The sequence below is a fragment of the Vibrio sp. RC2502 genome, from assembly GCF_054850435.1.
In genome coordinates this window covers 2,726,051-2,751,397 of sequence record NZ_CM141453.1, presented here as the reverse complement: position 1 = coordinate 2,751,397, position 25,347 = coordinate 2,726,051, and the positions used below count along the sequence as shown (strand labels likewise).

At 46.0% G+C, this 25,347-nt stretch carries 23 protein-coding genes; 21 read left to right on the top strand and 2 right to left on the bottom strand.

What is annotated here, in order from left to right; genetic code table 11:
* Positions 1-138: 138 nt before the first annotated feature.
* Both ACYJZR_RS12745 and ACYJZR_RS12740 read left to right on the top strand, forming a co-directional pair.
* On the top strand, positions 139-399 hold the full coding sequence (locus ACYJZR_RS12745) for an FAD assembly factor SdhE (protein WP_086495209.1): 261 nt from the start codon (positions 139-141) through the stop codon (positions 397-399).
* On the top strand, positions 359-793 hold the full coding sequence (locus tag ACYJZR_RS12740; protein ID WP_074531431.1) for a protein YgfX: 435 nt from the start codon (positions 359-361) through the stop codon (positions 791-793). The genes ACYJZR_RS12745 and ACYJZR_RS12740 overlap by 41 nt, the downstream gene beginning before the upstream one ends.
* A gap of 18 nt (positions 794-811) precedes the next feature.
* Here the strand turns inward: ACYJZR_RS12740 and nadB are convergent, their stop codons facing one another.
* Entirely contained in the window at positions 812-2,434 is a 1,623-nt protein-coding gene (gene nadB, locus ACYJZR_RS12735) for an L-aspartate oxidase (protein ID WP_005490333.1), read from the bottom strand.
* A 573-nt stretch (positions 2,435-3,007) separates the two neighbouring features.
* On the opposite strand from nadB, the gene rpoE reads away from it, so the two are divergent.
* The 11 genes from rpoE (at position 3,008) to acpS (ending at position 12,220) form a co-directional block, all read left to right on the top strand.
* On the top strand, positions 3,008-3,586 hold the full coding sequence (rpoE, locus tag ACYJZR_RS12730; protein WP_005493913.1) for an RNA polymerase sigma factor RpoE: 579 nt from the start codon (positions 3,008-3,010) through the stop codon (positions 3,584-3,586).
* A 26-nt stretch (positions 3,587-3,612) separates the two neighbouring features.
* The gene (locus ACYJZR_RS12725; RefSeq protein WP_005481241.1) at positions 3,613-4,239 is read left to right on the top strand and encodes a sigma-E factor negative regulatory protein; all 627 of its coding nucleotides are present in this window, start codon (positions 3,613-3,615) and stop codon (positions 4,237-4,239) included.
* Entirely contained in the window at positions 4,236-5,198 is a 963-nt protein-coding gene (gene rseB / locus ACYJZR_RS12720) for a sigma-E factor regulatory protein RseB (protein WP_005490311.1), read from the top strand. The genes ACYJZR_RS12725 and rseB overlap by 4 nt, the downstream gene beginning before the upstream one ends.
* On the top strand, positions 5,198-5,668 hold the full coding sequence (locus ACYJZR_RS12715; RefSeq protein WP_025592730.1) for a SoxR reducing system RseC family protein: 471 nt from the start codon (positions 5,198-5,200) through the stop codon (positions 5,666-5,668). The genes rseB and ACYJZR_RS12715 overlap by 1 nt, the downstream gene beginning before the upstream one ends.
* 127 nt (positions 5,669-5,795) lie before the next feature.
* Positions 5,796-7,589 carry a translation elongation factor 4 gene (gene lepA, locus ACYJZR_RS12710; RefSeq protein ID WP_005460681.1) on the top strand — a complete coding sequence of 598 codons (1,794 nt, stop codon included), beginning with the start codon at positions 5,796-5,798 and terminating at the stop codon, positions 7,587-7,589.
* 103 nt (positions 7,590-7,692) lie between these two features.
* A complete protein-coding gene (gene lepB, locus ACYJZR_RS12705) occupies positions 7,693-8,592 on the top strand; it encodes a signal peptidase I (RefSeq protein WP_005460682.1) in 900 nt (299 codons plus the stop codon).
* A gap of 20 nt (positions 8,593-8,612) precedes the next feature.
* On the top strand, positions 8,613-9,290 hold the full coding sequence (gene rnc, locus ACYJZR_RS12700; protein WP_005460683.1) for a ribonuclease III: 678 nt from the start codon (positions 8,613-8,615) through the stop codon (positions 9,288-9,290).
* Entirely contained in the window at positions 9,283-10,245 is a 963-nt protein-coding gene (era, locus tag ACYJZR_RS12695) for a GTPase Era (RefSeq protein ID WP_406966429.1), read from the top strand. Before rnc ends, era begins: the two co-directional genes overlap by 8 nt.
* 121 nt (positions 10,246-10,366) lie before the next feature.
* Positions 10,367-11,098, top strand: coding sequence for a DNA repair protein RecO (recO, locus tag ACYJZR_RS12690; protein ID WP_025535228.1), 732 nt, complete (start codon positions 10,367-10,369; stop codon positions 11,096-11,098).
* Positions 11,095-11,826: a pyridoxine 5'-phosphate synthase gene (gene pdxJ, locus ACYJZR_RS12685; RefSeq protein ID WP_005484124.1), complete on the top strand. Its 732-nt coding sequence runs from the start codon at positions 11,095-11,097 to the stop codon at positions 11,824-11,826. The genes recO and pdxJ overlap by 4 nt, the downstream gene beginning before the upstream one ends.
* 13 nt (positions 11,827-11,839) lie before the next feature.
* Entirely contained in the window at positions 11,840-12,220 is a 381-nt protein-coding gene (gene acpS / locus ACYJZR_RS12680; protein WP_021450032.1) for a holo-ACP synthase, read from the top strand.
* Positions 12,221-12,289: 69 nt separating this feature from the next.
* Here acpS and barA read toward each other — a convergent pair whose 3' ends face one another.
* Entirely contained in the window at positions 12,290-15,088 is a 2,799-nt protein-coding gene (barA, locus tag ACYJZR_RS12675; protein ID WP_017449144.1) for a two-component sensor histidine kinase BarA, read from the bottom strand.
* 193 nt (positions 15,089-15,281) lie between these two features.
* Between barA and rlmD the strand changes: the two genes are divergently transcribed.
* The 8 genes from rlmD to ispF all read left to right on the top strand — a co-directional run bounded on the left by rlmD (position 15,282) and on the right by ispF (position 25,312).
* Positions 15,282-16,601 (top strand): 23S rRNA (uracil(1939)-C(5))-methyltransferase RlmD, encoded by a 1,320-nt coding sequence (gene rlmD / locus ACYJZR_RS12670; protein ID WP_140056330.1) that lies wholly within the window; start codon positions 15,282-15,284, stop codon positions 16,599-16,601.
* Between the two features lie 124 nt (positions 16,602-16,725).
* Positions 16,726-18,945: a GTP diphosphokinase gene (gene relA / locus ACYJZR_RS12665; RefSeq protein WP_005490307.1), complete on the top strand. Its 2,220-nt coding sequence runs from the start codon at positions 16,726-16,728 to the stop codon at positions 18,943-18,945.
* A 224-nt stretch (positions 18,946-19,169) separates the two neighbouring features.
* Positions 19,170-19,961: a nucleoside triphosphate pyrophosphohydrolase gene (gene mazG, locus ACYJZR_RS12660; protein WP_025612817.1), complete on the top strand. Its 792-nt coding sequence runs from the start codon at positions 19,170-19,172 to the stop codon at positions 19,959-19,961.
* A gap of 218 nt (positions 19,962-20,179) precedes the next feature.
* Positions 20,180-21,820 (top strand): CTP synthase, encoded by a 1,641-nt coding sequence (locus tag ACYJZR_RS12655; protein ID WP_005455581.1) that lies wholly within the window; start codon positions 20,180-20,182, stop codon positions 21,818-21,820.
* A 78-nt stretch (positions 21,821-21,898) separates the two neighbouring features.
* A complete protein-coding gene (gene eno / locus ACYJZR_RS12650) occupies positions 21,899-23,200 on the top strand; it encodes a phosphopyruvate hydratase (RefSeq protein ID WP_005455579.1) in 1,302 nt (433 codons plus the stop codon).
* Between the two features lie 630 nt (positions 23,201-23,830).
* Positions 23,831-24,112, top strand: a complete 282-nt coding sequence (ftsB, locus tag ACYJZR_RS12645; RefSeq protein ID WP_005455577.1) for a cell division protein FtsB — start codon at positions 23,831-23,833, stop codon at positions 24,110-24,112.
* Position 24,113: 1 nt separating this feature from the next.
* Entirely contained in the window at positions 24,114-24,818 is a 705-nt protein-coding gene (ispD, locus tag ACYJZR_RS12640) for a 2-C-methyl-D-erythritol 4-phosphate cytidylyltransferase (protein ID WP_025507453.1), read from the top strand.
* A 17-nt stretch (positions 24,819-24,835) separates the two neighbouring features.
* The gene (gene ispF, locus ACYJZR_RS12635; protein WP_005380896.1) at positions 24,836-25,312 is read left to right on the top strand and encodes a 2-C-methyl-D-erythritol 2,4-cyclodiphosphate synthase; all 477 of its coding nucleotides are present in this window, start codon (positions 24,836-24,838) and stop codon (positions 25,310-25,312) included.
* Positions 25,313-25,347: the final 35 nt, after the last annotated feature.

The following is a 25,347-nucleotide window of genomic DNA, read 5'->3' as shown; positions in this document are numbered from 1 at the left end:
AGTGGTGTTGAATCAGTGACCAGCTTTGAATCTGACACCTTGAAGTTACTTAACGTATTGTGACCCGCACACTAGTGACGTAGCACATCCCTTGTTACACTCCGCATTAATAACAAGACATCTATGAAGGAATAATGAATGTACACTCCTGAAGAAAAGGCGCGTATTAAATGGGCTTGTCGTCGTGGCATGCTTGAGCTGGATGTGGTGATTATGCCGTTTTTTGAAGAGTGCTTTGATGCGCTGAACGAACAAGAACAGCGTGAATTTGTTTCTCTGCTTGAATGTGATGATCCAGATCTGTTCACTTGGGTGATGGGACATGGTCGTAGCGAGAACCTAGGCCACGCAGCAATGGTTGATAAAATTGTTGCCCACAACCTCAGCAAAGTTCGTTAATCTTAACGTATCTTCCTCAATTACGGCTCAAGTCAGCAATCTGACCGTTTTCTTAAGCTTGACTTGGGCCGTGTCTCTTTCCGACATTCCGCTCGTATTATCGATTTATTTGTTATTACTGATTGCTAGCAAGCTACGTGATCCAGGCTTTGTCCTTTTGTCGAGTCAAGGGCATTGGTATGTGCACAGCGACGGCACGGTAAAAAATGAAACGAGTAATTCGCATATCAAACACGTCAACCTGACGACGCTGCCTTTTAAACTCTCCTTTACGCTAGAGTCGGGTGAAATGGTGACGATTTGGCGAGACAGTTGTGATGAACGGTGCTATCGGCAACTTTCCTTGATTTTGCGTCAATGGAAAATGAAACAGGGAGCCAAAGCTCCCTGTTGATAAGCGTTACATTCGATATTAATTATCGGTTAACTGCTTTGCTGGTACCAGAATTGTCGGACCGCTGTTTTCCAGTTGATTTGGGTAATCAAGCGTGTAGTGCAGGCCGCGGCTCTCTTTACGCTGCATTGCACAGCGAACCATAAGCTCTGCAACTTGCAGTAGATTACGCAGCTCCAACAAGTTATTAGATACGCGGAAGTTACTGTAGTACTCATGCGTTTCTTGTTGTAGCAGTTGAATGCGGCGCAATGCACGTTCTAAGCGCTTATCGGTACGCACAATGCCCATGTAGTCCCACATGAACAGGCGAAGTTCGTGCCAGTTGTGTTGAATAATAACTTCTTCATCACTGTTGGTGACTTGGCTTTCATCCCAACATGGAACACGTGAAGGCAGCTCAACGCTGGTGTGATGTTTCAGAATATCTTTTGCAGCAGACCACGCATAAACCACACATTCCAACAGTGAGTTCGATGCCATACGGTTAGCACCATGCAAGCCGGTGTAGCTCACTTCGCCAATCGCGTATAGGTTTTTCAAATCCGTATGACCGTTTTGATCCACCATCACGCCGCCACAGGTATAGTGCGCAGCTGGTACGATTGGAATAGGCTCTTTGGTCATATCAATGCCCAAGTCCATCAAGCGCGAGTAAATGGTGGGGAAGTGCTTGGTGATGAAGTCCGCTGGTTTATGACTGATGTCGAGATACATGCAGTCTGCACCCAAGCGTTTCATTTCGAAGTCGATGGCACGAGCGACAACATCGCGGGGGGCGAGTTCTTTACGCTCATCAAAATCTGGCATAAAGCGAGTGCCGTCTGGGCGACGAAGGTAGGCGCCTTCACCACGAAGGGCCTCGGTCAGCAAGAAGTTGCGAGCTTCAGGGTGGTAAAGGCAAGTTGGGTGGAACTGGTTGAACTCTAAGTTCGCCACTCGACAGCCCGCTCGCCACGCGATAGCAATACCATCACCCGATGAGACATCAGGGTTAGAGGTGTATTGATAAACCTTTGACGCGCCACCTGTCGCTAGAACCACAAATTTGGCGCGCACGGTTTCTACGTGCTCTTCGTTTCGGTTCCAGATATAGGCACCGATGACTTTGTTTTTATCACCACCGATTTTATCTTCAGTGATCAAGTCCAGAGCGTTGTGGCGTTCAAGAACATGAATATTGGGATGGTTGTGGGCGTTGTCCTGCAATGAGGTTTGCATTGCCATACCGGTTGCGTCTGCGGCGTGCAGAATACGGCGGCGGCTGTGGCCACCTTCGCGGGTTAGGTGGTAACGAGGTTCATCGTCAGAATCATCGTCTTCACGGTCAAACGGTACACCGCCGTCAATCAGCCATTGCACACATTCTTTTGAGTGTTCTGCAATGAATCTCACGGTCTCTTCGTCACAGATACCATCCCCGGCAATTTGGGTATCTTCAACGTGCGACTCAATGGTGTCGGATTCATCGAACACCGCGGCAATACCGCCTTGAGCGTAGTAAGTTGCCCCTTCGCTGCGCGGTCCTTTGCTGAGTACCATTACTTTACAGTGGTTTGCGACACGTAAAGCCAACGACAAGCCCGCAGCGCCACTCCCTACCACTAACACATCACATTCATGTTCACGATTTGTGTTCATATAACTTTTATAATCCCAAGCTAAGGTAACAACGTTACCTTGTGTATTATTTGCACACCATGTGCATTCCATATGCGTGACATCCGTCACTAAGGGCTAAGTTGGGAGACTTATCTAAATCACAGTTACTCTGGTGACTTGAGCCACTCTTCTTTTTGCATGCTTAGGTCATTGAGGCCTAATGACACACGGTTGTTTTCTGAGTTTTGGTTGAAAACGCGTTATTCAGACAGCCAATAGCCATGCAAATGAAAAGTAATAGTTTGTCAATCTCATTGCTTTTCTAGTTTCTACCCAGCACAATCTGGGACAGAGATCATCCATTATACCCATTTCCCTTTAATATGCTCGCTTGTCAAATTAGACATAAGTCAGGCAGTGCATGGGATTTGGCGCATGACATCACACTGTGAAAAAACAATGACAAAAAACTTGAGAAACCATGGAACTTTCTCATTCACATTGGAGTCACAATAGTGCTCAAGTAAGCAGTGGTGTCAATACTACGTTTTGCATAATTAGTACCCATATCTGAGAAGAGTAGGGGCATAACAAATAGGAGTATCCGCTCGAATGAACGAGCAGCTGACCGATCAAGTATTGATTGAGCGAGTTCAGAATGGTGATAAGCAAGCATTCAACCTGCTGGTAACAAAGTATCAGAACAAGGTGTGTAATCTTATTTCCAGATACGTTAGTAATCCTGGCGATGTACCAGATGTAGCACAAGAAGCCTTTATCAAAGCTTACCGAGCTATCCCTAGCTTTCGCGGGGAAAGTGCGTTTTATACGTGGCTGTATCGCATTGCAGTGAATACTGCGAAAAATCACATTGTGGCTCAAGGGCGCAGACCCCCAGCGACAGATGTTGATGCTGAAGAAGCTGAATTTTACGAAACAGGTAGTGCACTTAAAGAAATTTCGAACCCTGAGAACTTAACGTTGTCCAAAGAATTGCAACGGGTAGTGTTCAGTGCAATCGAAGCTTTACCTGAAGATTTAAAGACAGCAATGACATTGCGAGAGCTCGATGGCTTAAGTTATGAAGAAATTGCTGAAGTAATGGATTGCCCGGTAGGAACGGTACGTTCACGTATCTTCCGTGCTCGTGAAGCGGTGGAAAAGAAAATCAGACCTCTTTTACAGCGCTAGTACAAGTAATAACTATGGTGAAAACAATGGCTGACAAAGAACAACTTTCAGCTCTCATGGATGGAGAATTGGTCGATAAGGCTTTAATTCAAGAGTTAGAGCAAGACCAAGAGAGCCGTGAAGCTTGGCAGAATTATCACCTAATTGGTGATGTGATGCGAGGCGAGGCGCCAGCAAAACCTGAGTGGAATATTGCTGAAAGCGTAGCGTTAGCGTTAGAAGACGAACCTGTGCATCGTGCGATCGATTCGCGCAGTGCCAATGTCATTTCAATCGCTGATGCGCCTAAAGAGTCGCAACCAGAACCGCAAAAAGCCAAACGTCAGTTGCCAGCGTGGTTAACTCAGTTTGGGCAAGTCGCTGTTGCTGCATGTGTGTCGCTAGTCGTTATCTTAGGTGTGCAGCAATACGGTGGTAGCGATCCAATGTCGCCACAAGCTGAACAGTTACCAGTTTTGCAAACCGTTCCGTTTGCAGGCAGTGCTGAACCTGTGAGCTTAACTCGTGAGTCCGTAGAGCGCTCAGTGGGTGAGGCAAATATGCAGGAGCAACGTAAACGCGTTCATGCTATGCTGCGTGACTACGAATTGCAGTTAAGAATTAACAGTGACGCATCTCAGCAAGATGCGCATCTGACTCCGGATAGTGAATGAAAAAATTTCTGATCAGCGCTTGCGCTCTGTTCAGTATGATGTCTTCGCAAGCCTTTGCTGGTGATAAGCCGGCGGAGGCTTTATTGCATCAAATGAGCGAGGCGAGTAAGAATTTAAGTTACGAACTTTCTTACATCCTTATCAAAAAGAACAGCATTGAGCCTTTGCTGTATCGTCACGCGACACACGGCGAAGATCAGTACGCTCATCTTGTTTATTTAAGTGGACCTGTACGTGAGGTGATTCGTCGCGGAACAGAAGTGAGTTATATCGAAACTGGCGTGGAACCGTTCACTATCGAATCAGGCAAAATGGTTGCACCAACGATACCGATGCTTAACACCAATATCGACGAGCTAAACCTGTATTACGACTACGTTCAAGTAGGGCGTGCGCGTGAAGCCGGTGTTCCAACTCAGGTATTACGCATTGTGCCGAAAGACGGACTACGTTATTCCTATGTCCTTTGGATTGACGAAAAGAGCAAATTGCCACTTCGCGCCGATCTTGTCGATCGTGATGGCGAGATGCTAGAGCAATACCGCACGATCTCTTACACAGTAAACCCTAAAATTGCAGAGTTGATGAGCGGCCTTGAAGACGTTCAACTTCCTGCTGTGCTTACAATGCCGAAAGGTGAAATTGGCACGAGCAATTGGACTGTGGGCTGGACTCCAGACGGTTTTCATCCAAACGATCTCAACCGCTACCGTATGGCATCAACAGACCAAATGGTAGAAAGTCAGTTGTATTCTGATGGCTTGTTCAACTTCTCTGTTTACGTAGCAAACAAAGATGAGCATTCATTAAAAGGACAACTGGTTCGTCAAGGCCGTAGAACCTTACACAGTTTTGTTAATGGTGATTATGAAATCTCTGTGGTCGGAGATATTCCGCCAGCTACGGCGCAGCGCATTGCTCAATCTGTCACATTTAATGTAACAAAGAGTAAGCAATAATGATGACTGCGTTAGCTACCGTGATCGGAGTAGAGCGTCACGGTAAGCAGTACGAGATAGATTTAAGCTGCGAGCAGCAAACGAGTTGCAGCAGTTGCTCCTCGCAAAAAAGTTGTGGCACAGGTGTTGTCACTAAAGCGATAGGTAATAAGAGCCTGTCGTGGCATCTGCGCACAGAAAAAAACGTGCAAGTCGGTCAAGTCGTGGAAATCGGCTTTCCTGAATCCAGCCTTATCAAGTCAGCCATGGCAGTGTATCTACTGCCTTTATTTGGTTTGATTCTTGGTGCTATGGTTGGTCATTTCTTACTGACTCCTTTGACCGCTGGTGGAGAAGGCATTGTTATTCTCGCATCCGTGCTATTTGCAGGCGGTGGTATGTGGTTCGCAAAACGCCTATCAAAACCGCTTGAAGATGAGTCAAAACGCCAAGTCACCCTCATTCGAGTTCTCGGTGAACCTATCCAATAAGCTCTACACTTTAAATTAGGTGCGCCCGTTAACGAAATTCGGTAGAATCTGCCAACTTGATTGAAATGCCGTCAAATGATGGCTTTCTTACTGTCCCAATTTGTAAAGAGTTAGTCACCCTAAATCTATGAAGCACATTCGTAACTTTTCGATTATCGCCCACATCGACCATGGTAAGTCGACCCTATCAGACCGTCTAATCCAAGTTTGTGGAGGATTAAGCGATCGTGAAATGGCCGCACAGGTTCTGGATTCTATGGATCTTGAACGTGAGCGTGGTATCACCATTAAATCTCAGAGTGTGACGCTAAACTACACCGCTAAAGACGGTGAAACTTATCAGCTGAACTTCATCGATACTCCGGGACACGTAGACTTTGCATACGAAGTATCACGTTCTCTAGCGGCTTGTGAAGGCGCGCTATTGGTTGTTGATGCTGGTCAGGGTGTAGAAGCGCAAACACTTGCTAACTGTTACACCGCGATCGAAATGGATCTGGAAGTAGTGCCAATCCTAAACAAGATCGACTTGCCAGCCGCTGATCCTGAACGTGTAGCTGAAGAAATTGAAGAAATCGTTGGTATTGATGCGATGGACGCAACACGCTGTTCTGCGAAGACAGGTCTGGGTGTTGAGGACGTTCTAGAAAACATCGTATCAGCAATTCCAGCGCCAGAAGGTGATCCTGATGCGCCGCTACAAGCGCTGATCATTGACTCATGGTTTGATAACTATCTTGGCGTAGTATCTTTGGTACGAATCAAAAACGGTTCACTGAAGAAGAACGACAAGATCAAAGTAATGAGCACAGGCCAAGCTTGGGGTGTAGACCGTTTGGGTATCTTTACACCTAAGCAAGTGGATACTGATGTTCTAAATACTGGCGAAGTAGGTTGGGTTGTTTGTGGTATTAAAGACATCCTAGGCGCACCAGTAGGTGATACGCTAACGTTAGCGAAAAACGGCAGCGACAAGCCACTTCCTGGCTTTAAGAAAGTGAAACCTCAGGTATACGCGGGTCTGTTCCCTGTATCATCTGACGATTACGAAAACTTCCGTGACGCACTGGGTAAATTGAGCCTAAACGATGCATCGCTATTCTACGAACCAGAAAACTCAGCAGCGCTTGGTTTTGGTTTCCGTTGTGGTTTCCTTGGCATGCTGCACATGGAAATTATCCAAGAGCGTCTAGAGCGTGAATACGATCTCGACCTGATTACCACAGCGCCAACGGTAGTTTACGAAGTTGAGAAAACGGATGGTGAGCTACTGTACGTTGATAGCCCAGCGAAGCTACCTGCAATTAACGACATCGAAGAGATTCGTGAGCCGATTGCGCGTTGTAACATCTTGGTGCCTTCTGATTACCTAGGTAACGTGATCACACTGTGTGTGGAGAAGCGTGGTCTCCAAGTTGATATGGTTTACCACGGTAACCAAGTGGCAGTAACTTACGATATTCCAATGGCAGAAGTAGTACTCGATTTCTTCGATCGTCTGAAGTCTACGTCACGTGGTTACGCATCTCTGGATTACAACTTCCAACGCTTTGAAGCGTCAAACATGGTACGCGTAGACGTACTATTGAACGGCGACAAAGTGGATGCTCTAGCGCTTATCACGCACAAAGATCAGTCTCAGACTCGTGGTCGTCAGCTGGTTGAGAAGATGAAAGAATTTATCCCTCGTCAGATGTTCGATATCGCGATTCAAGCGGCTATTGGTAACCACATCATTGCGCGTTCTACCGTTAAGCAGCTACGTAAAAACGTAATCGCAAAATGTTACGGTGGTGACGTGAGTCGTAAGAAGAAACTTCTGAAGAAACAGAAAGAAGGTAAGAAACGTATGAAGCAGATCGGTAACGTTGAACTGCCTCAAGAAGCGTTCCTAGCAATTCTTCACGTCGGCAAAGATTAGAGTTGAACTTTGTCCCACTGTTGTTGGTCATAAGACGTTAGAACTTAAATAAGTGAAAGGGTTTAGGCTCTTTCACTTTCGTATTTTTAGATAAGGGAATTTAATGGCGAATACATTCTCACTGATGCTGGTTATCGTCACCTTGGTAACGGGTGTAGTTTGGCTACTGGAAAAGCTGGTGTTTGCAAAAAAACGTCAAGCGAAAGTAGCGGAGATTCAAGCGCAAACTACAAATGGTTTGGATGCGGTCACTCTACAGAAAGTGGAGCGCCAGCCATGGTGGATTGAAAACAGTGTGTCTATTTTCCCTGTTATCGCTTTCGTCTTAGTATTACGTTCTTTTATCTATGAACCGTTTCAAATCCCGTCAGGCTCAATGATGCCAACCTTGCTGGTTGGTGATTTCATTTTAGTTGAGAAGTACGCGTATGGTCTAAAAGACCCAGTATGGCGTACTCAGCTAGTGGAAACTGGTAAGCCTGAACGTGGTGATATTGTTGTCTTTAAATACCCACCTCAACCAAGCGTTGATTACATTAAACGTGTCGTTGGTTTGCCGGGTGACATTGTTCGTTATTCTGGTGATAAGCAGTTGTGCATTCAAAGCCAAGGCGAATCCAGCTGTAAGCCTGTTAAACTGAGCAATGTAGAAGAGAGTCAATTCAAATCAAACGGTATCCCAATGATCCAACTGGATGAGAAATTGGGTAACGTTGAGCACAATATTTTGGTTAACCCACTTGTACGTAACCGTGTGGAGCAATACTTCCCACGTAGCGGTACAACTGAATGGGTGGTACCACAAGGTCAGTACTTTGTGATGGGTGATAACCGTGACAACAGTGCAGACAGCCGTTACTGGGGCTTTGTTCCTGAAGCTAACCTTGTCGGCAAAGCTGTTGCCATTTGGATCAGCTTTGAGTTTGATCGTGGCGCAGATAGCGTTCTACCTTCATGGATCCCAACTGGTGTGCGTTTCAACCGCATCGGTGGTATTCACTAACTATTTAATATCGAGAGAGTATGAATTCTCCAATTGATAAACTAGAGAGAAAGCTCGGCTACCAATTTAAGGATGCTGGGCTTATCAACTTGGCGCTGACTCACCGCAGCGCCAACAGCAAGCACAATGAACGTCTTGAGTTTCTGGGCGATTCAATTTTAAGTTTTGTCATCGCTGATGATCTGTACCATCGTTTTCCGAAAGTGAACGAGGGTGACATGAGCCGTATGCGCGCTACTCTGGTACGTGGGCACACATTGGCGGAACTGGGTCGTGAATTCGATCTAGGAGATTATTTAAAATTAGGTCCAGGTGAATTGAAGAGTGGCGGTTTCCGCCGAGACTCTATTCTAGCCGATGCGGTAGAAGCCATTATTGGTGCGATTTACCTAGATAGTGATATTGAGAAAGTACGCAGTATTGTTCTGAGTTGGTACAACTCGCGTCTTGAAGCCATCAAACCTGGCGTATCACAAAAAGACCCAAAAACTCGCCTACAAGAGTTCCTGCAAGGCAGAAGAAAACCGCTGCCTGTCTACACAGTGACTAATATTAAAGGTGAAGCGCACAACCAAGAGTTTACGGTTGAGTGCGAAGTAGCAGGTGTGGATAAGCCTGTAATCGGTAAAGGCACCAGCCGCCGCAAGGCAGAACAGGCGGCAGCAGAAACAGCACTAGAGCAATTAACTAATGGCTGATAACGAATTCGACATCGATGCGTTTTTCGCATCACATGGTGAGGTGAGCTCACCGGAAAACCAGCATTGTGGTTTCATTGCCATTGTTGGTCGTCCTAACGTGGGTAAATCGACGCTTCTGAATAAAATTCTAGGTCAGAAGATTTCGATCACGTCACGTAAGCCACAAACGACGCGTCACCGCATCATGGGCGTCGACACAGATGGCGATTACCAAGCGATTTACGTTGATACACCAGGACTTCACATTGAAGAAAAACGTGCAATCAACCGTTTGATGAACCGCGCAGCAAACTCATCGTTGAGTGACGTGAACCTAGTTTTCTTCTTGGTCGATGGTACCCATTGGACTAAAGACGACGAGATGGTGTTGACCAAGCTTCAGAAATCGAACTTCCCTGTTGTACTTTGTGTTAACAAAGTCGATAACGTGCAAGATCGTAATGAAGTGATGCTATACATGGCTGAAATGTCTAAAAAAATGGACTTTGTCGATGTAGTGCCAATCTCTGCGAAGCAAGGTAAGAACATTGATGTATTGCGCAAGCACGTACGTAATCACCTGCCGAAAGCGACGCATCACTTCCCTGAAGAATACGTAACGGATCGCTCTCAGCGTTTCATGGCTTCAGAAATCGTACGTGAAAAGCTAATGCGCTTTACTGGTGATGAACTGCCATATTCTGTAACGGTTGAGATTGAGCGTTTCGATTACAACCCAGAAACCGACGGTTTCCATATCAACGCCCTGATTCTTGTTGAACGTAATGGTCAGAAGAAGATGGTTATTGGTAAAGGCGGCGAGAAGATCAAAACCATTGGTCGTGAAGCACGTCTGGATATGGAAGAGTTGTTCGGTCGTAAAGTTTATCTAGAGACTTGGGTTAAAGTGAAGTCTGGTTGGGCAGATGACGAACGTGCACTACGCTCACTGGGTTACATCGACGATCTATAATTTGAGGCGAGAGCACTTCGTTTCAATATTAAGTAGAATCCAATATCGATTAAAATAAGGAGCCGCATGGCTCCTTATTTTTTACTATTCTGGCACTAGATTTTTAGGCACACAGATTTAGATGAGCAACTTATCCGCAGAAGGTTTTCAACGCTGCTTTGTCCTGCACCGACGCCCTTACAGTGAATCGAGCTTAATCCTTGATGTATTTAGCGAGGAATATGGTCGTATCACGCTAATGGCCAAGGGCGCGCGTAGTAAACGATCCAATCTAAAAGGCGCACTGCAACCTTTTACGCCGCTATTGCTTAAATGGTCTGGTAAAGGGTCGATGAAAACGTTGCGCCAAGCAGAGCCTATCAGCCTCGGTTTACCTTTATTTGGGATCAACTTGTACTCTGCCATGTATGTCAACGAGCTCGTTGGGCGAGTGCTAATGGCAGAAGTCCCAATGCCTGCACTGTTTCATGATTACCTGCATGCCTTAACCGAGCTCGCTCAGTGTGAAAACCCAGAACCCGCATTACGCCGTTTTGAGTTGGCTTTGCTCTCTTCAATGGGGTATGGCGTCGACTTTTTGCACTGTGCTGGCACGGGTGAACCGGTCGCTCCTGAGATGACGTACCGCTACCGAGAACAAAAGGGATTTATCGCATCGGTAAGGCGCGACAATCTAACATTTCTGGGCAATGAGCTGATTGCAATCAGTGAGCGGCGGTTTGTCACTAAAGAGCAGTTAAAAGCGGCAAAACGCTTTACACGTATAGCCTTAAAGCCGTATCTTGGCGGCAAACCTTTAAAAAGTCGTGAATTGTTTATTCAGACACCCAGAGCACGGAGTAATGGAAAATGAGCTCAATTTATTTAGGCGTTAATATCGACCATATTGCCACTCTACGTAATGCGCGTGGTACAAAATACCCAGATCCTGTACACGCTGCGGAAATCGCAGAGCGTGCTGGGGCGGACGGCATTACCATCCACCTGCGTGAAGACCGTCGCCATATTTTGGATCGTGATGTGCGTATTCTACGTGAGACGATTCAAACACGTATGAATCTAGAAATGGCAGTCACTGAGGAAATGGTTGAGATCGCACTAAAAACTAAGCCAGAGTTTGTTTGTCTCGTACCAGAAAAGCGTGAAGAGCTCACTACTGAAGGCGGCTTAGATGTGGTTGGCCAACTTGAGAAAGTAAAAGCAGCAACGCAAAAGCTAACGGAAGCGGGCATTAAAGTTTCTCTGTTTATTGATGCGGATCGTCAGCAAATTGAAGCGGCGAAGCAGTGTGGTGCACCATTTATCGAGCTTCATACTGGTCATTACGCTGATGCAGAAACAGAAGAAGAGCAACAAGCAGAGTTGAAGAAGATTGCTGCGGGTGCAAGCTACGCTGATGACCTTGGTATTATTGTGAATGCTGGCCACGGTCTGACTTACCACAACGTGGCACCAATTGCTGCGCTACCAGAAATTTACGAGTTGAACATTGGTCACTCTATCATTGGACGTGCAGTGTTTGATGGCCTAGAAAAGTCTGTGGCAGAGATGAAAGCACTGATGATCGCGGCACGCAAATAACTAGGTTCTACGAATGGCTATTTTAGGTTTAGGAACCGACATTGCTGAAATCGAGCGTATAGATAAAGCGCTAGGCCGCAGTGGTGAACCTTTTGCTCGACGTATTCTCTCTGAGGATGAAATGGCAAAGTTTTCGCAACTCAAGCAGCAAGGGCGTTATCTTGCTAAGCGTTTTGCCGCTAAAGAGGCAGCATCGAAAGCGCTAGGTACGGGGATTGCTCAAGGCGTGACTTTCCATGATTTTACCGTCTCGAATGATGAGTTGGGTAAGCCAGTTTTAATGCTGTCTGGCGTGGCTCAAAAAATGGCGCAGACGATGGGCGTTAATCACGTTCACTTATCTATTTCTGATGAACGTCACTACGCGGTTGCGACCGTGATTCTTGAATCCTAACCCTTTAAGCTGAATAACAAAAGCCAGAGCAAATGCTCTGGCTTTTTTGTATGAAGTTTAGTCAGAATGCTACTGCTCTAGATAAAGTTTTGCGGTGGTGGTGACCTTAATCATTTCATCTTGCAGTTCAAACATTTCAGGTTCAATTTCCTCAATGCTGGCTCCTGAACGAAGTGCGTGTTCAAGCGTAGCACAGAGAGATTTTAGTCTTGGTACGCCACAATAAGAGCTACTGCCATGCAGTTTGTGGATCACATGAATTAACTCTTCACGCGAATAATCGTCTTGCTCAAGTGCGTGGTCGACAACTTCTTCTACTTCTGGAATGAAATCGATCAACATACGCAACATATCTTTGGCTAAATCTTCCTTATTAGCGCTCTGTTTCAATGCGGCTTGCCAGTCAATAATCACATCAGGTTGTGTATTTTCAGCTGTAGCAGGTGCTTCACTTGCTGGTTCATCGACGTAGGACGGCGCAACTTTCCCTATGCTTTCTGTACAGGTATTCGGATTCCAGTGGACCAACACTTGTTGCAGTACATGCTCTTCAATTGGTTTGGTGAGGTAATCATCCATACCTGCGGCGAGAAGACGATCGCGCTCCCCAGCCATGGCGTGCGCGGTAACGGCGATCACTGGTGTGTCTTTGTTTAACTCAAGCTCTTTGATGTTCTGACAAGCGGTCACGCCATCCATTAATGGCATTTGGATGTCCATAAAGATCAGGTCGTATTTCTTCTCGGTAGCGAGATTTACGGCTTGCTGACCATTGCTACAAGCCGTTACGGTTTCAACCCTTTCTTTCAATAGTGCTGAAATCAGTTTTAGGTTTGCAGGGTTATCATCCACCGCGAGCACCGTCAGTGGCAGTCGTTCGCTTTCTTCTGTTTCAACAGGAGCGGTAATAGCTTGAGGTGCTTCAACATGTTCATTGATCAAACTTTGCAGCAGCTTACGGCGTGATAGCGGTTTGGTTAAGCACTGGATTTGATGCTCGGTCATGATTTGGTCGGCAAGCGCTAATTCGGTGCTCGGTGTACCCATGATGACACTTGGCGCCATGCGCTTCGCTTGCTCAATCCAAGCAGCGACTGATTGCTCGTCATAAGTTTGGTTAGCTGCCAAGTTCAGCAATACGTAATCGTAGTGCTCTTCGTTCTCTGGTAAGGAAGAACGATAGGTCACGAGAATACCTTCTTGACTCAAGATCTGCTGAGTCACCGATGCCGCTTGCATGTTTGGTTCTACCAACAGCAACTGTTTGCCTGTTAGTAGCTCGACTTCAATCAGATCGCTCATTGGCATTTCTGTCGAGTTGAGGCGAAGCGTAAACCAGAATGTCGAACCTTGGTGAAGACGACTGGTCAAACTGATTTCACCGCCCATCTGACTAACCAGTTTCTGGGTGATAACCAAGCCCAGACCCGTACCACCATATCGACGAGAGATGCTGGCATCCGCTTGGCTGAATGCTTGGAATAACTGCGCTTGTTGACGCTCTGAAATACCGATACCGGTGTCTCGCACCATAAATTGCAGCTCAACCGAGTCACCTGCTTGTGAACGCATTTCGACGCTAACATCGATGTTTCCGCGCTCAGTAAACTTAATGGAGTTCCCCACCAAGTTAGTCAAAATTTGTTGGATACGTAGCGGGTCTCCGACTAGACCTGGCGGGATCTTCGGATCCACTTTCAAGGTGATCTCCAGACCTTTCTCATGCGCGCTGGTGGCTTGTAGGTTGATTACTTCTTCTAAGCTTTCACGGAAATCAAACGGAATGTTTTCCAACGCCAACTTACCGGCTTCCAATTTCGAGAAATCGAGAATGTCATTGATGATGTTTAGTAGGTTGTTTGCGGACTTCTCAATGGTTTGCAAGTAGTCGGTTTGACTATTAGAAAGCTGCGTTTTGAGCATTTGACGAGTAAAGCCAATTACACCATTCAATGGCGTACGTAATTCGTGCGACATATTGGCCAAAAATTCTGACTTCACACGTGCGGCTTCTTGTGCGCGCTTCTTCGCAATATCGAGCTCAACGTTTTGAATTTCTAACTGTTCCAAGGTTTCGCGTAGGTCTGACGTGGCTTGGTCTATACTGTGCTGCATCTCGACGTGGTATTCCGATAGCGAAACCGCCATGGCGTTGATACCGTTTTTCAGTTGGTCTAACTCGCCGTGCATTTTGCCTTCGATACGCACATCCAAGTGACCACGACGAATGCGATCAACGACGTTTTTCATGTGCGTGATTGGTTGGGTAACATCATGCATTAAGCGGGAAGCAAACACGCTCGCAAGCCCAAGACCAAGGATCAAAACAAGGAAAGCGGAGAAGACTTCTTGGTATTGCTGCAAGCGTAAAGAAGAAAGATCCATTTCTACCGCGATGTAGCCAATGGCTTTCGTGCCTTGGTTTTCGTTAGACAGTTCTGATAAATAGTGTCCTTCCGATAAAATCGGCACACGCAGGATTAGGGAGTTCTCATAGATTTCCGAATTTCCCAGCTTCGGGATCGGCTTATCTTTTGGGAACATCAGCGCTTCAAAATTAGGATGGAAGTTTGACGTGACGAACAGTTCATGGTGTTCATCAAATACGGCAATACTGCGAACGAGTTTGGAATTTTTACGGTGCGCGTAGCTAATCAGGCGACGTACGGCTTCACGGCTTTCAGCAAGTAGGTGAGATTCACTGGCGATCGCAAGAGGTTCAATAATGCTATTGCCCGTAGTGATAACTTGTTTCTCTAGGTCCTGATAGCGATTAAAGGAGAAAAAGCCGCTCAGTAATAAACCAATAATGAGAGTGGGAGCGAGAGTCAGCGTAATTACACGTGCTCGTAAGCCATATCTGGTCATGTTATCTAATTACATCGGAGTCTGGATATGGGAAAATAACGCATTATTTCTCAAGAGTAGTCATACTGCCTTGAGCAAAGAAGTGACGTCACCGGATAAACGGTAAGCATAATCAAGTCACTCGAATCACACAACGGCTGCAATCAAGAATAGTGAAGCAGCAGAGCAATTAGACACTAATCAGGCACAGAGCATGGCACGTATCTTTCAACCTAAAAAGAAAACGCAATTAAACACTCGTCACCAAGCGGTACAAGTAGAGCGTTTGGATCACCACGGCGCAGGTATTGCTTACCTTAAAAAGAAACCGTTGTTCATTGACGGCGCATTACCAGGTGAAGAAGTGGTGACGCAATTGGTGGAAGAGAAGAGCAAATTTGCTCGCGGCAAGCTGATTAAAATCCTAAAGCCAAGCGATGCGCGCGTTGAGCCATTTTGTCCGCATTATCATGAATGTGGCGGGTGCGATTTGCAGCATCTCAATTATGACCAACAATTGACGCACAAACAGCAGACGCTGCGTCAGTTAATGCGAAAATTTGCTGGCAGTGACATTGAGTTGGATGCGCCAGTATTGGGCGAGTCTTTAGGTTACCGACGTCGTGCTCGCGTGAGTTTGTTTGTCGATAAGAAAACGCGTCAGTTGCACTTTGGCTTTCGCAAAAAGCAAAGCAAGCAAATTGCACAAGTGACGGATTGTCCGGTATTGGCTCCTGAGTTGAATGCGCTATTGCCTGAGATTTATTCGGTGCTAACAGCGTTCAAAAAGCCAGAGCAATTGGGGCATGTAGAACTGGTGTTGGGTGACAACGGGCCTTGTATCACGCTGCGACACTTAAGCAATTTGGCCGATGAAGAAGTCAGTGCATTAGTTGAATTAGCGACACGCCATCAAGCCTCGTTGTATCTGATGCCAGAAACTGACCAACTTAACTTAGTTGCAGGTGAGGTGCCTTTCTATCAAGAAGTGGGCGTAAAAATCCCTTTTGCACCGAACAACTTTATTCAGGTCAACCAAGCGGTGAACCAGAAAATGGTGGAACAGGCGATTGAGTGGTTAGACCCTCAAAGTGACGAACGAGTGTTAGATTTGTTCTGTGGATTAGGCAACTTCAGCTTGCCGATCGCAAAGCGTGCTAAACATGTCGTTGGCGTAGAAGGTGTGGCTGAGATGGTCGAAAAAGCCTCAAATAATGCATCTTTGAACCAAATCAATAACGCGCAATTTTATCACGCTAACCTTGAGCAGGATTTTGACGGCCAAGCTTGGGCTGCGGAAAAGTTTGACAAAGTATTACTGGACCCTGCACGAGCAGGAGCGAGTGGGATCATCGATCAAGTTTCTGCGCTTGGCGCTCAGCGTGTAGTTTATGTTTCTTGTAATCCTGCTACCCTTGCAAGGGACAGTCAGAGCTTGCTAGAGCAAGGCTATCAACTAACCAAATTAGGTATGCTGGACATGTTCCCTCATACCAGCCATCTAGAATCGATGGCACTGTTTGAAAAGTCTTAACTTTTAAGACTTTGGCCGCTTACTTGTGGTGGGCGGTCATAAAGCCAACACTCAACGTGGAGGCAAAGAACTAACCTGGACGGTGTTAGTCAAACCACACAAATATAATAATTAGGATGATGAGATGGTTGCGGTAAGAAGCGCGCATTTAAACCAAAATGAACAGTTTGAACTTGAAAACTGGGTGGCTAGCCTAGGACAAGAGAAAAGCACAGCATCACGCTTAATCGAAGTTTATCGAGATTGCCAAACGATTTTGGCGGGTCACGAACAAGCCGAACTCCTGTTGTGGCGTGGACGAGAGATGATCGAAATTCTGATCACCTTGTCGATGGACAAAGCAACATTAGTGGCGGCTCAACTGTTTCCTTTGGTTTCAAGTGGTGCTTTCAACAGAGAACTTCTTGAAGAAAAATACAGCAAAGAAATCATTAAGCTCATTGATGGCGTAGAAGAAATGGCCGCTATCGGTCAGCTTAACGTCACGATGGAAGGCAGCGCTGCGTCGTCTCAAGTAGACAACGTTCGTCGCATGCTGCTTGCCATGGTGGATGATTTTCGTTGCGTTGTCATCAAGCTAGCAGAACGAATTTGCAACCTTATTGAAGTCAAAAAAGCACCGGACGAAGTTCGACGTGCTGCGGCGAAAGAGTGTGCCAACATTTATGCTCCACTGGCTAACCGCCTAGGTATCGGTCAGCTTAAGTGGGAAATCGAAGACTACGCTTTCCGTTATCAACAACCGGACACTTACAAGCAAATTGCAAAGCAGCTTGCTGAGCGTCGTATTGTCCGTGAGCAATACATCAAAGATTTTGTCGAAGACTTATCTCAAGAGATGAAAGCTTGTGGCATTAATGCCGAAGTAAGTGGCCGTCCTAAACACATCTACAGCATTTGGCGAAAAATGCAGAAGAAGAGTTTGGCGTTTGATGAATTGTTTGACGTGCGTGCAGTACGTATCATCGCCGACAAACTGCAAGATTGTTACGCTGCGTTAGGTGTGGTTCATACCAAATACAAGCACTTACCGAGTGAGTTCGACGACTACGTTGCAAACCCAAAACCAAACGGTTACCAATCGATTCACACCGTTATTCTTGGTCCTGAAGGCAAAACCATCGAGATTCAAATTCGTACCAAGCAAATGCACGAAGAATCTGAACTGGGCGTTGCCGCGCACTGGAAATACAAAGAAGGTGCGAGCAGCCGCAGTGGTTACGATGAGAAAATTACCTGGCTGCGTAAACTATTGGATTGGCAAGAAGAAATGTCCGATTCTGGTGAGATGTTGGATGAGCTCCGAAGCCAAGTCTTCGATGACCGCGTCTACGCATTTACACCACGTGGCGATGTTGTCGACTTACCAATGGGGGCAACTCCACTAGACTTTGCCTACCACATTCACTCAGAAGTCGGGCACCGTTGTATTGGCGCCAAAGTTGGTGGCCGAATCGTGCCGTTCACCCATAAACTCCACATGGGCGATCAGGTCGAAATCATCACAGCAAAAGAGCCAAACCCATCGCGAGACTGGTTAAACCCATCACTAGGCTTTGTTCACTCAGGTCGTGCTCGTGCGAAGATCAACGCTTGGTTCCGTAAACAGAGTCGTGAAAAAAACCTCGAAGCGGGACGTGAAATCCTCGAACACGAGTTGGTGAAGATTGGTGCGACGTTAAAAGATGCAGAGCATTACGCCCTAAAACGCTTCAACGTCAATACGCCGGATGAACTCTACGTCGGTGTAGGCAGTGGCGACCTGCGTATCAATCAGATCATCAACCACATTAATGCACTGGTGAATAAACCAACGGCGGAAGAAGAGGATCAGCAAGCGCTAGAAAAACTTCAAGAAGCCGAGCACAAAGCACCAGCGCAAAGTCGCCCGAAAAAAGACGCGGTAGTAGTAGAAGGTGTTGATAACCTAATGACGCACCTAGCTCGCTGTTGTCAGCCAATTCCAGGCGATGACATTTGTGGTTACATCACCCAAGGCCGAGGTATCTCAGTGCACCGCAGTGACTGTGAACAGCTCGAAGAACTGCGTCATCACGCACCAGAACGTATCATTGATACCGTATGGGGCAGCGGATTTGTAGGGTCATACATCCTCACCGTGCGTGTCGAAGCGATGGAGCGAGGCGGTCTATTGAAAGACATCACCACACTATTTGCCAACGAGAAAATCAAAGTGACCAGCATGAAGAGCCGTGTCGATTACCGTCGTCAGCTCGCCATCATGGATTTTGATCTTGAAGTGACCAATATTGAGGTGCTCTCTCGCGTTTCGAAACGTGTCGAGCAGATCAAGGATGTTATGTCGGTAAAACGCTTAGGCTAACTTTCACGTCGTACTTGTCACTTTTACTGCGTTAACTGCGTTTACTCCGGAGTGCCGGCCCAGGCTCATCACATAGGCGAGCTATGCTCAGGAGTCGCGAAAACTTGTTGCCTTGTCAAAGTAACAATTACTTAGTGAAAGCTGCTGAGAAAATATAATGTAGAAGGTGAGTGGTTTTGGCTGCTCACCTTTTTCTTTAGATAGAAAGGTTTAAAGGAACGAAAATGAGTCATCCAATTGAACAATTAGAACAAATCATGGCGAAGCTACGTGACCCAGAAAGCGGTTGCCCTTGGGACTTAAAACAAACCTTTGACACCATCGTTCCGCACACCATCGAAGAAACCTACGAAGTGGTGGATGCGATTCAGAATCGTGATTGGTCAAATCTGAAAGAAGAGCTGGGTGATTTGTTGTTCCAGGTGATTTTTTACAGTCAATTAGCGAAAGAGCAAGGGCTGTTTGAATTTTCGGATGTGGTCGAAACCGTGAACGAAAAACTGACTCGTCGCCATCCGCATGTTTTTTCGGATGTTGAGTTTGAGTCTGACGAGGAAATTAATGCCAACTGGGAAACGGAAAAAGCAAAAGAAAAAGCGCAAGTAGGCAAAGCTGAAGAAAGTATCCTAGACTCAATACCAAACTCTTTGCCGGCGCTTTCTCGTGCTACAAAGATTCAGAAAAAATGTGCGAAATACGGATTCGATTGGGATTCGCTTGGGCCAGTAGTCAGTAAGGTTCAAGAAGAAGTGGATGAGGTGATGGAAGAAGCGCTTCAAATCGATCCAGATGAAGAGAAAGTCGAACTTGAGTTAGGGGACTTGTTGTTTGCCACGGTCAACTTAGCACGTCATCTTGGCAAAGACCCAGAAGTGGCATTAAGCAAAGCGAACATTAAGTTTGCCAAGCGTTTTAAGCAAGTTGAAGGTAAGGTCGCGCAATCAGGAAGAACACTCACCGAGTGTACGTTGTCAGAACTCGACAATTTTTGGAATGAAGTGAAAAAAGAAGAGTGAAGTTGCAGACAAAATAGTCACAGCGCGATTTATGGGACAAGTCTGACTCAGAACATAAATAAGCACTTTGCTTTGTCTCTACCCACTTTGATTTGAAGCAAAAAATAAAAAATTACGGTGTGATAGATTTCACGTTGTGGCGGTAAGGAGCTTCTGGTATATTTATCTCCCGTCCAGAAGCACTCCATTTCCCTCATTCAACCAATTTCAGGTTAAACATGACGACAAATTACATTTTTGTTACTGGCGGGGTTGTATCCTCTCTAGGTAAAGGTATTGCAGCAGCATCTCTTGCAGCTATTCTAGAAGCTCGTGGTCTTAAAGTGACTATGATGAAGCTTGACCCTTACATCAACGTTGATCCAGGCACAATGAGCCCAACTCAGCACGGTGAAGTGTTCGTTACGGAAGATGGCGCAGAGACTGACCTTGACCTTGGTCACTACGAGCGTTTCATCCGTACCAAGATGACCAAGCGTAACAACTTCACTGCAGGTCGTGTTTATGCCGACGTACTTCGTAAAGAACGTCGTGGTGACTACCTAGGCGCAACAATTCAAGTTATCCCTCATATCACTAACGCTATCAAAGACCGCGTAATTGCAGGTTCTGAAGGCCACGATATTGCTATCGTTGAAGTTGGTGGTACGGTAGGTGATATCGAATCGCTACCATTTATGGAAGCAATCCGTCAGCTAGCCGTAGAACTTGGCCGTGAACGCGCAATGTTCATGCATCTAACTCTTGTTCCTTACCTAGCAGCAGCTGGCGAAGTGAAAACTAAACCGACTCAGCACTCTGTTAAAGAGCTACTGTCTATCGGTATCCAACCAGACATCCTAGTTTGCCGCAGCGATCGTATGATCCCAGCGAACGAGCGTAAGAAGATTGCACTTTTCTGTAACGTTCCTGAGAAAGCGGTAATCTCAATGAAGGACGTAGATTCAATCTACAAGATTCCTCAACTTGTTAAGTCTCAAGGTCTTGATGACCTAGTGTGTACTCGTTTCGGTATTGATGCGCCAGAAGCTGACCTTTCTGAATGGGAACAGGTTATCTACGAAGAAGCGAATCCAACAGGTGAAGTAACTATCGGTATGGTCGGTAAATACATCGAACTACCAGATGCGTACAAATCTGTAAACGAAGCACTTAAGCACGCAGGCTTGAAAAACCGCCTAAACGTAACCATTAAGTACGTAGACTCTCAAGACATCGAAACTAAAGGCGTTGAGCTTCTAGAAGGTCTAGACGCTATCCTAGTTCCAGGTGGTTTCGGTGATCGTGGTGTTGAAGGCAAGATCCGTGCGGCTCAATACGCACGTGAAAACAAAGTGCCTTACCTAGGTATCTGTCTAGGTATGCAAGTTGCCCTTATTGAATACGCGCGTAACGTTGCGGGTATGGAAGGTGCACATTCAACAGAATTTAACAAAGACACGAAGTACCCTGTGGTAGGTTTGATCACAGAATGGGTTGATGAAACAGGTAACGTGGAAGAGCGTACTGAATCATCTGATCTTGGTGGTACGATGCGTCTAGGTTCTCAGCTATGTCACCTAGAAAAAGGTACAAAAGCTCGTGAACTGTACGGTAGCGCGACGATCCATGAACGTCACCGTCACCGTTACGAAGTGAACAACGTTCTTCGTCCACAAATTGAAAAAGCAGGTCTTAAAGTGTCAGGCCTATCTGCGGACAAGAAGCTAGTGGAAATGATTGAGAACCCAGCTCACCCATGGTTTGTAGCGGCTCAGTTCCACCCTGAATTCACATCGACTCCTCGCGATGGTCACCCATTGTTTGCAGGTTTCGTTAAGGCTGCGGGTCAATACTCACGCGGCGAATTCGAGAAGTAAAAGGATACGGGCGGCGGCGAAGGTTGTGCTGCTGCCCTTTAAAATTGACATTTATATTTGAAACGAGAGGAAACATTAATGTCTAAGATCGTTAAAGTTCTAGGTCGTGAAATCATCGACTCACGTGGTAACCCAACTGTAGAAGCTGAAGTACACCTAGAAGGCGGTTTCGTAGGTATGGCGGCAGCTCCATCTGGCGCATCTACTGGTTCTCGCGAAGCTCTTGAGCTACGTGACGGTGACAAAGCACGTTTCCTAGGTAAAGGTGTTCTTAAAGCAATTGAAGCTGTAAACGGCCCAATCGCTGAAGCTCTAGTTGGCAAAGACGCTAAAGACCAAGCTGCAATCGACGCAGTAATGATCGAACTAGACGGCACTGAAAACAAATCTAAATTCGGTGCGAACGCTATCCTAGCAGTTTCTCTAGCAAACGCTAAAGCTGCAGCAGCAGCTAAAGGCATGCCTCTATACGAGCACATCGCTGAGCTAAACGGTACTGCTGGTCAGTTCTCTATGCCTCTACCAATGATGAACATCATCAACGGTGGTGAGCACGCAGACAACAACGTTGACATCCAAGAATTCATGATTCAACCAGTTGGCGCTGCAACTCTTAAAGAAGCTGTACGCATGGGTGCGGAAGTATTCCACAACCTAGCTAAAGTTCTTAAGTCTAAAGGCTACAACACAGCTGTTGGTGACGAAGGTGGTTTCGCTCCTAACCTTAAATCTAACGCTGAAGCTCTAGAAGTTATCGCAGAAGCTGTTGCTGCTGCTGGTTACGAGCTAGGCAAAGACGTTACTCTAGCTATGGACTGTGCTGCATCTGAGTTCTTCGACAAAGAAGCTGGCATCTACAACATGAAAGGTGAAGGCAAAACTTTCACTTCTGAAGAGTTCAACCACTACCTAGCTGGTCTAGTTGAGCAATTCCCAATCGTATCTATCGAAGACGGTCTAGACGAGTCTGACTGGGATGGTTTCGCACACCAAACTCAACTTCTAGGCGACAAGATCCAACTAGTTGGTGACGATCTATTCGTTACAAACACTAAGATCCTAGCTGAAGGTATCGAGAAAGGCATCGCTAACTCTATCCTAATCAAGTTCAACCAAATCGGTTCTCTAACTGAGACTCTAGCTGCAATCAAGATGGCTAAAGACGCAGGTTACACAGCAGTAATCTCTCACCGTTCTGGCGAAACTGAAGATGCAACTATCGCTGACCTAGCGGTAGGTACAGCTGCAGGTCAAATCAAAACTGGTTCTATGAGCCGTTCTGACCGTGTTGCTAAGTACAACCAACTAATCCGTATTGAGGAAGCTCTAGGTGAGCGCGCTCCTTTCAACGGTCTTAAAGAAGTTAAAGGCCAAGCTTAATTCTTATTGAATTAGTTTAGCTAAATAGCTTTTTGAAACCCTCGCTAAGGCGGGGGTTTTTGTTTATTGGCGTATGTTTAAAAGCAGATGGTTAAGAGCGATGAGCTGTTTTGACCGTGTTGCTGCTATACCCAAAAGAAAGCAACCAACTAATCCGTATCGAGGAAGCTCTAGGTGAGCGCGCTCCTTTCAACGGTCTTAAAGAAGTTAAAGGCCAAGCTTAATTCTTAATTGAATAAAGTTTAGCTTGAAAGCTTTCTAAAAACGCCCCACTTCGGTGGGGCGTTTTTGTGTTTAAAGGCCGGTATTTTAGAGCGATGAGCTGTTTTGACCGTGTTGCTGCTATACCTAAAAGAAAGCAACCAACTCATCTGTATCTAGCAAGCTCTTAGTTAGCTAACTGCCCTGATTTCTCAGGTAATTGAAACCGAATCTTCCTCTTTCTAGCACGTAAACGGTTCTTTACTTTCTCGATTAAAGAGTGCCATCGAACTTAGGCATTTTTTATTTTCGTGCTTATTTCCTGTAAGGAGCGTGTGAGTCTCCCTTTATCCCCTAGAGGCAACTCGGCATTTATGCTATATATGTCACCTTATCTAATTCCTTCCGGTACAGAATGTTAGCAGCGATATGCGAATCTTTGTTATAGCCCTTACGTTACTGTTTGGTTGGCTTCAATACACTCTATGGTTTGGTAAAAACGGGGTGTCTGACTACTACACAGTGAAAGATGAAATTGAAGTTCAACAGCAGGTGAACAGCAAGCTACAAGCTCGCAATAATGAAATGTTTGCTGAGATAGATGACTTAAAGCAAGGACTTGATGCGATTGAAGAAAGAGCTCGTCATGAACTTGGCTTGGTGAAAGAAGGAGAGACCTTCTACCGCATAGTTGGTGAGGAAAACCCGTAAGATGTCAGAGAACGTTTCATCTCATATCGCTATTGTACCTGCGGCTGGTGTTGGTAGCCGAATGAAAGCAGATCGACCTAAACAGTATTTGTTAATCGATGGAAAAACGGTATTGGAACATACCGTAGAGAAACTGCTTGCTCACCCTCAAATCGCGAAAGTTGTGGTTGCGGTTACAGAAGGTGACCCATACTACCCTGAACTATCGATTGCCCAGCACCCAGACGTAATACGTGTCGCTGGTGGTAAAGAAAGAGCCGATTCAGTGCTTTCAGGGCTAAACTATGTAAGTGCGCAGCTTCCGTGTGAATGGGTTCTGGTCCATGATGCCGCGAGACCTTGCGTAACATTAAACGATATTAATCGTCTGATTGATGTTTGTTGTGCTCATCCTACTGGTGGCATTCTTGCCTCGCCCGTAAGAGATACAATGAAACGAGCGAACAAAGAAAACAACATCGATCACACCGTAGACAGAGAAGCATTGTGGCATGCACTGACTCCACAAATGTTTAAAACTCAGCAGCTAACAAGAGCACTGGCAGACGCATTGCAGCAAGGTGTTGCGATCACTGATGAAGCATCGGCTTTAGAGTGGTTGGGAGAAACGCCAGCTTTAGTTCAAGGTAGTGCGAATAACATTAAAATTACTCAGCCAGAAGATCTCGCCTTAGCCGAGTTTTATCTTAGCCGCGAGCGCGGTTAGAAAATAAAGGATAAAAAATGATTCGAATTGGTCATGGTTTCGACGTACACAAATTTGGCGGTGAAGGCCCTGTGATTATTGGTGGTGTTGCAATTCCTTACGAACAAGGCCTAATTGCGCACTCAGACGGCGACGTTGCTCTGCATGCTCTCACCGACGCTTTGTTAGGTGCGATTGCCGCGGGTGATATTGGTCGTCATTTTCCAGATACCGACGATAAATGGAAAGGTGCAAACAGCCGCGAATTATTGAAAGACGTTTACCGTCGAGTAAAAGAACAAGGCTACCGCCTTGGTAATGCAGACGTCACCATCATGGCGCAAGCGCCGAAAATGGCGCCTCACATTGATGCAATGTGTGCAGCCATTGCCGAAGATCTAGAAACCGATATTAGCAACATCAACGTAAAAGCAACGACGACAGAACGTCTTGGTTTTACTGGACGCAAAGAAGGCATTGCTACAGAAGCAGTCGTGCTTCTATTTAAGCAATGATCGAATAATTTGCTCCTTAAAGCTGCATAAGCAGT

Bases quoted from the DNA above. Each gene is read 5' to 3' on its own strand.
- ispF (WP_005380896.1), top strand. From the start codon at position 24,836: ATGATTCGAATTGGTCATGGTTTCGACGTACACAAATTTGGCGGTGAA.
- lepA (WP_005460681.1), top strand. From the start codon at position 5,796: ATGAAGCACATTCGTAACTTTTCGATTATCGCCCACATCGACCATGGT.
- relA (WP_005490307.1), top strand. From the start codon at position 16,726: ATGGTTGCGGTAAGAAGCGCGCATTTAAACCAAAATGAACAGTTTGAA.
- ACYJZR_RS12745 (WP_086495209.1), top strand. From the start codon at position 139: ATGTACACTCCTGAAGAAAAGGCGCGTATTAAATGGGCTTGTCGTCGT.
- rnc (WP_005460683.1), top strand. From the start codon at position 8,613: ATGAATTCTCCAATTGATAAACTAGAGAGAAAGCTCGGCTACCAATTT.
- ACYJZR_RS12715 (WP_025592730.1), top strand. From the start codon at position 5,198: ATGATGACTGCGTTAGCTACCGTGATCGGAGTAGAGCGTCACGGTAAG.
- era (WP_406966429.1), top strand. From the start codon at position 9,283: ATGGCTGATAACGAATTCGACATCGATGCGTTTTTCGCATCACATGGT.
- eno (WP_005455579.1), top strand. From the start codon at position 21,899: ATGTCTAAGATCGTTAAAGTTCTAGGTCGTGAAATCATCGACTCACGT.
- nadB (WP_005490333.1), bottom strand. From the start codon at position 2,434: ATGAACACAAATCGTGAACATGAATGTGATGTGTTAGTGGTAGGGAGT.
- ACYJZR_RS12725 (WP_005481241.1), top strand. From the start codon at position 3,613: ATGGCTGACAAAGAACAACTTTCAGCTCTCATGGATGGAGAATTGGTC.
- pdxJ (WP_005484124.1), top strand. From the start codon at position 11,095: ATGAGCTCAATTTATTTAGGCGTTAATATCGACCATATTGCCACTCTA.
- recO (WP_025535228.1), top strand. From the start codon at position 10,367: ATGAGCAACTTATCCGCAGAAGGTTTTCAACGCTGCTTTGTCCTGCAC.
- acpS (WP_021450032.1), top strand. From the start codon at position 11,840: ATGGCTATTTTAGGTTTAGGAACCGACATTGCTGAAATCGAGCGTATA.
- ispD (WP_025507453.1), top strand. From the start codon at position 24,114: ATGTCAGAGAACGTTTCATCTCATATCGCTATTGTACCTGCGGCTGGT.
- rpoE (WP_005493913.1), top strand. From the start codon at position 3,008: ATGAACGAGCAGCTGACCGATCAAGTATTGATTGAGCGAGTTCAGAAT.
- rseB (WP_005490311.1), top strand. From the start codon at position 4,236: ATGAAAAAATTTCTGATCAGCGCTTGCGCTCTGTTCAGTATGATGTCT.
- lepB (WP_005460682.1), top strand. From the start codon at position 7,693: ATGGCGAATACATTCTCACTGATGCTGGTTATCGTCACCTTGGTAACG.
- ACYJZR_RS12655 (WP_005455581.1), top strand. From the start codon at position 20,180: ATGACGACAAATTACATTTTTGTTACTGGCGGGGTTGTATCCTCTCTA.
- mazG (WP_025612817.1), top strand. From the start codon at position 19,170: ATGAGTCATCCAATTGAACAATTAGAACAAATCATGGCGAAGCTACGT.
- rlmD (WP_140056330.1), top strand. From the start codon at position 15,282: ATGGCACGTATCTTTCAACCTAAAAAGAAAACGCAATTAAACACTCGT.
- barA (WP_017449144.1), bottom strand. From the start codon at position 15,088: ATGACCAGATATGGCTTACGAGCACGTGTAATTACGCTGACTCTCGCT.
- ftsB (WP_005455577.1), top strand. From the start codon at position 23,831: ATGCGAATCTTTGTTATAGCCCTTACGTTACTGTTTGGTTGGCTTCAA.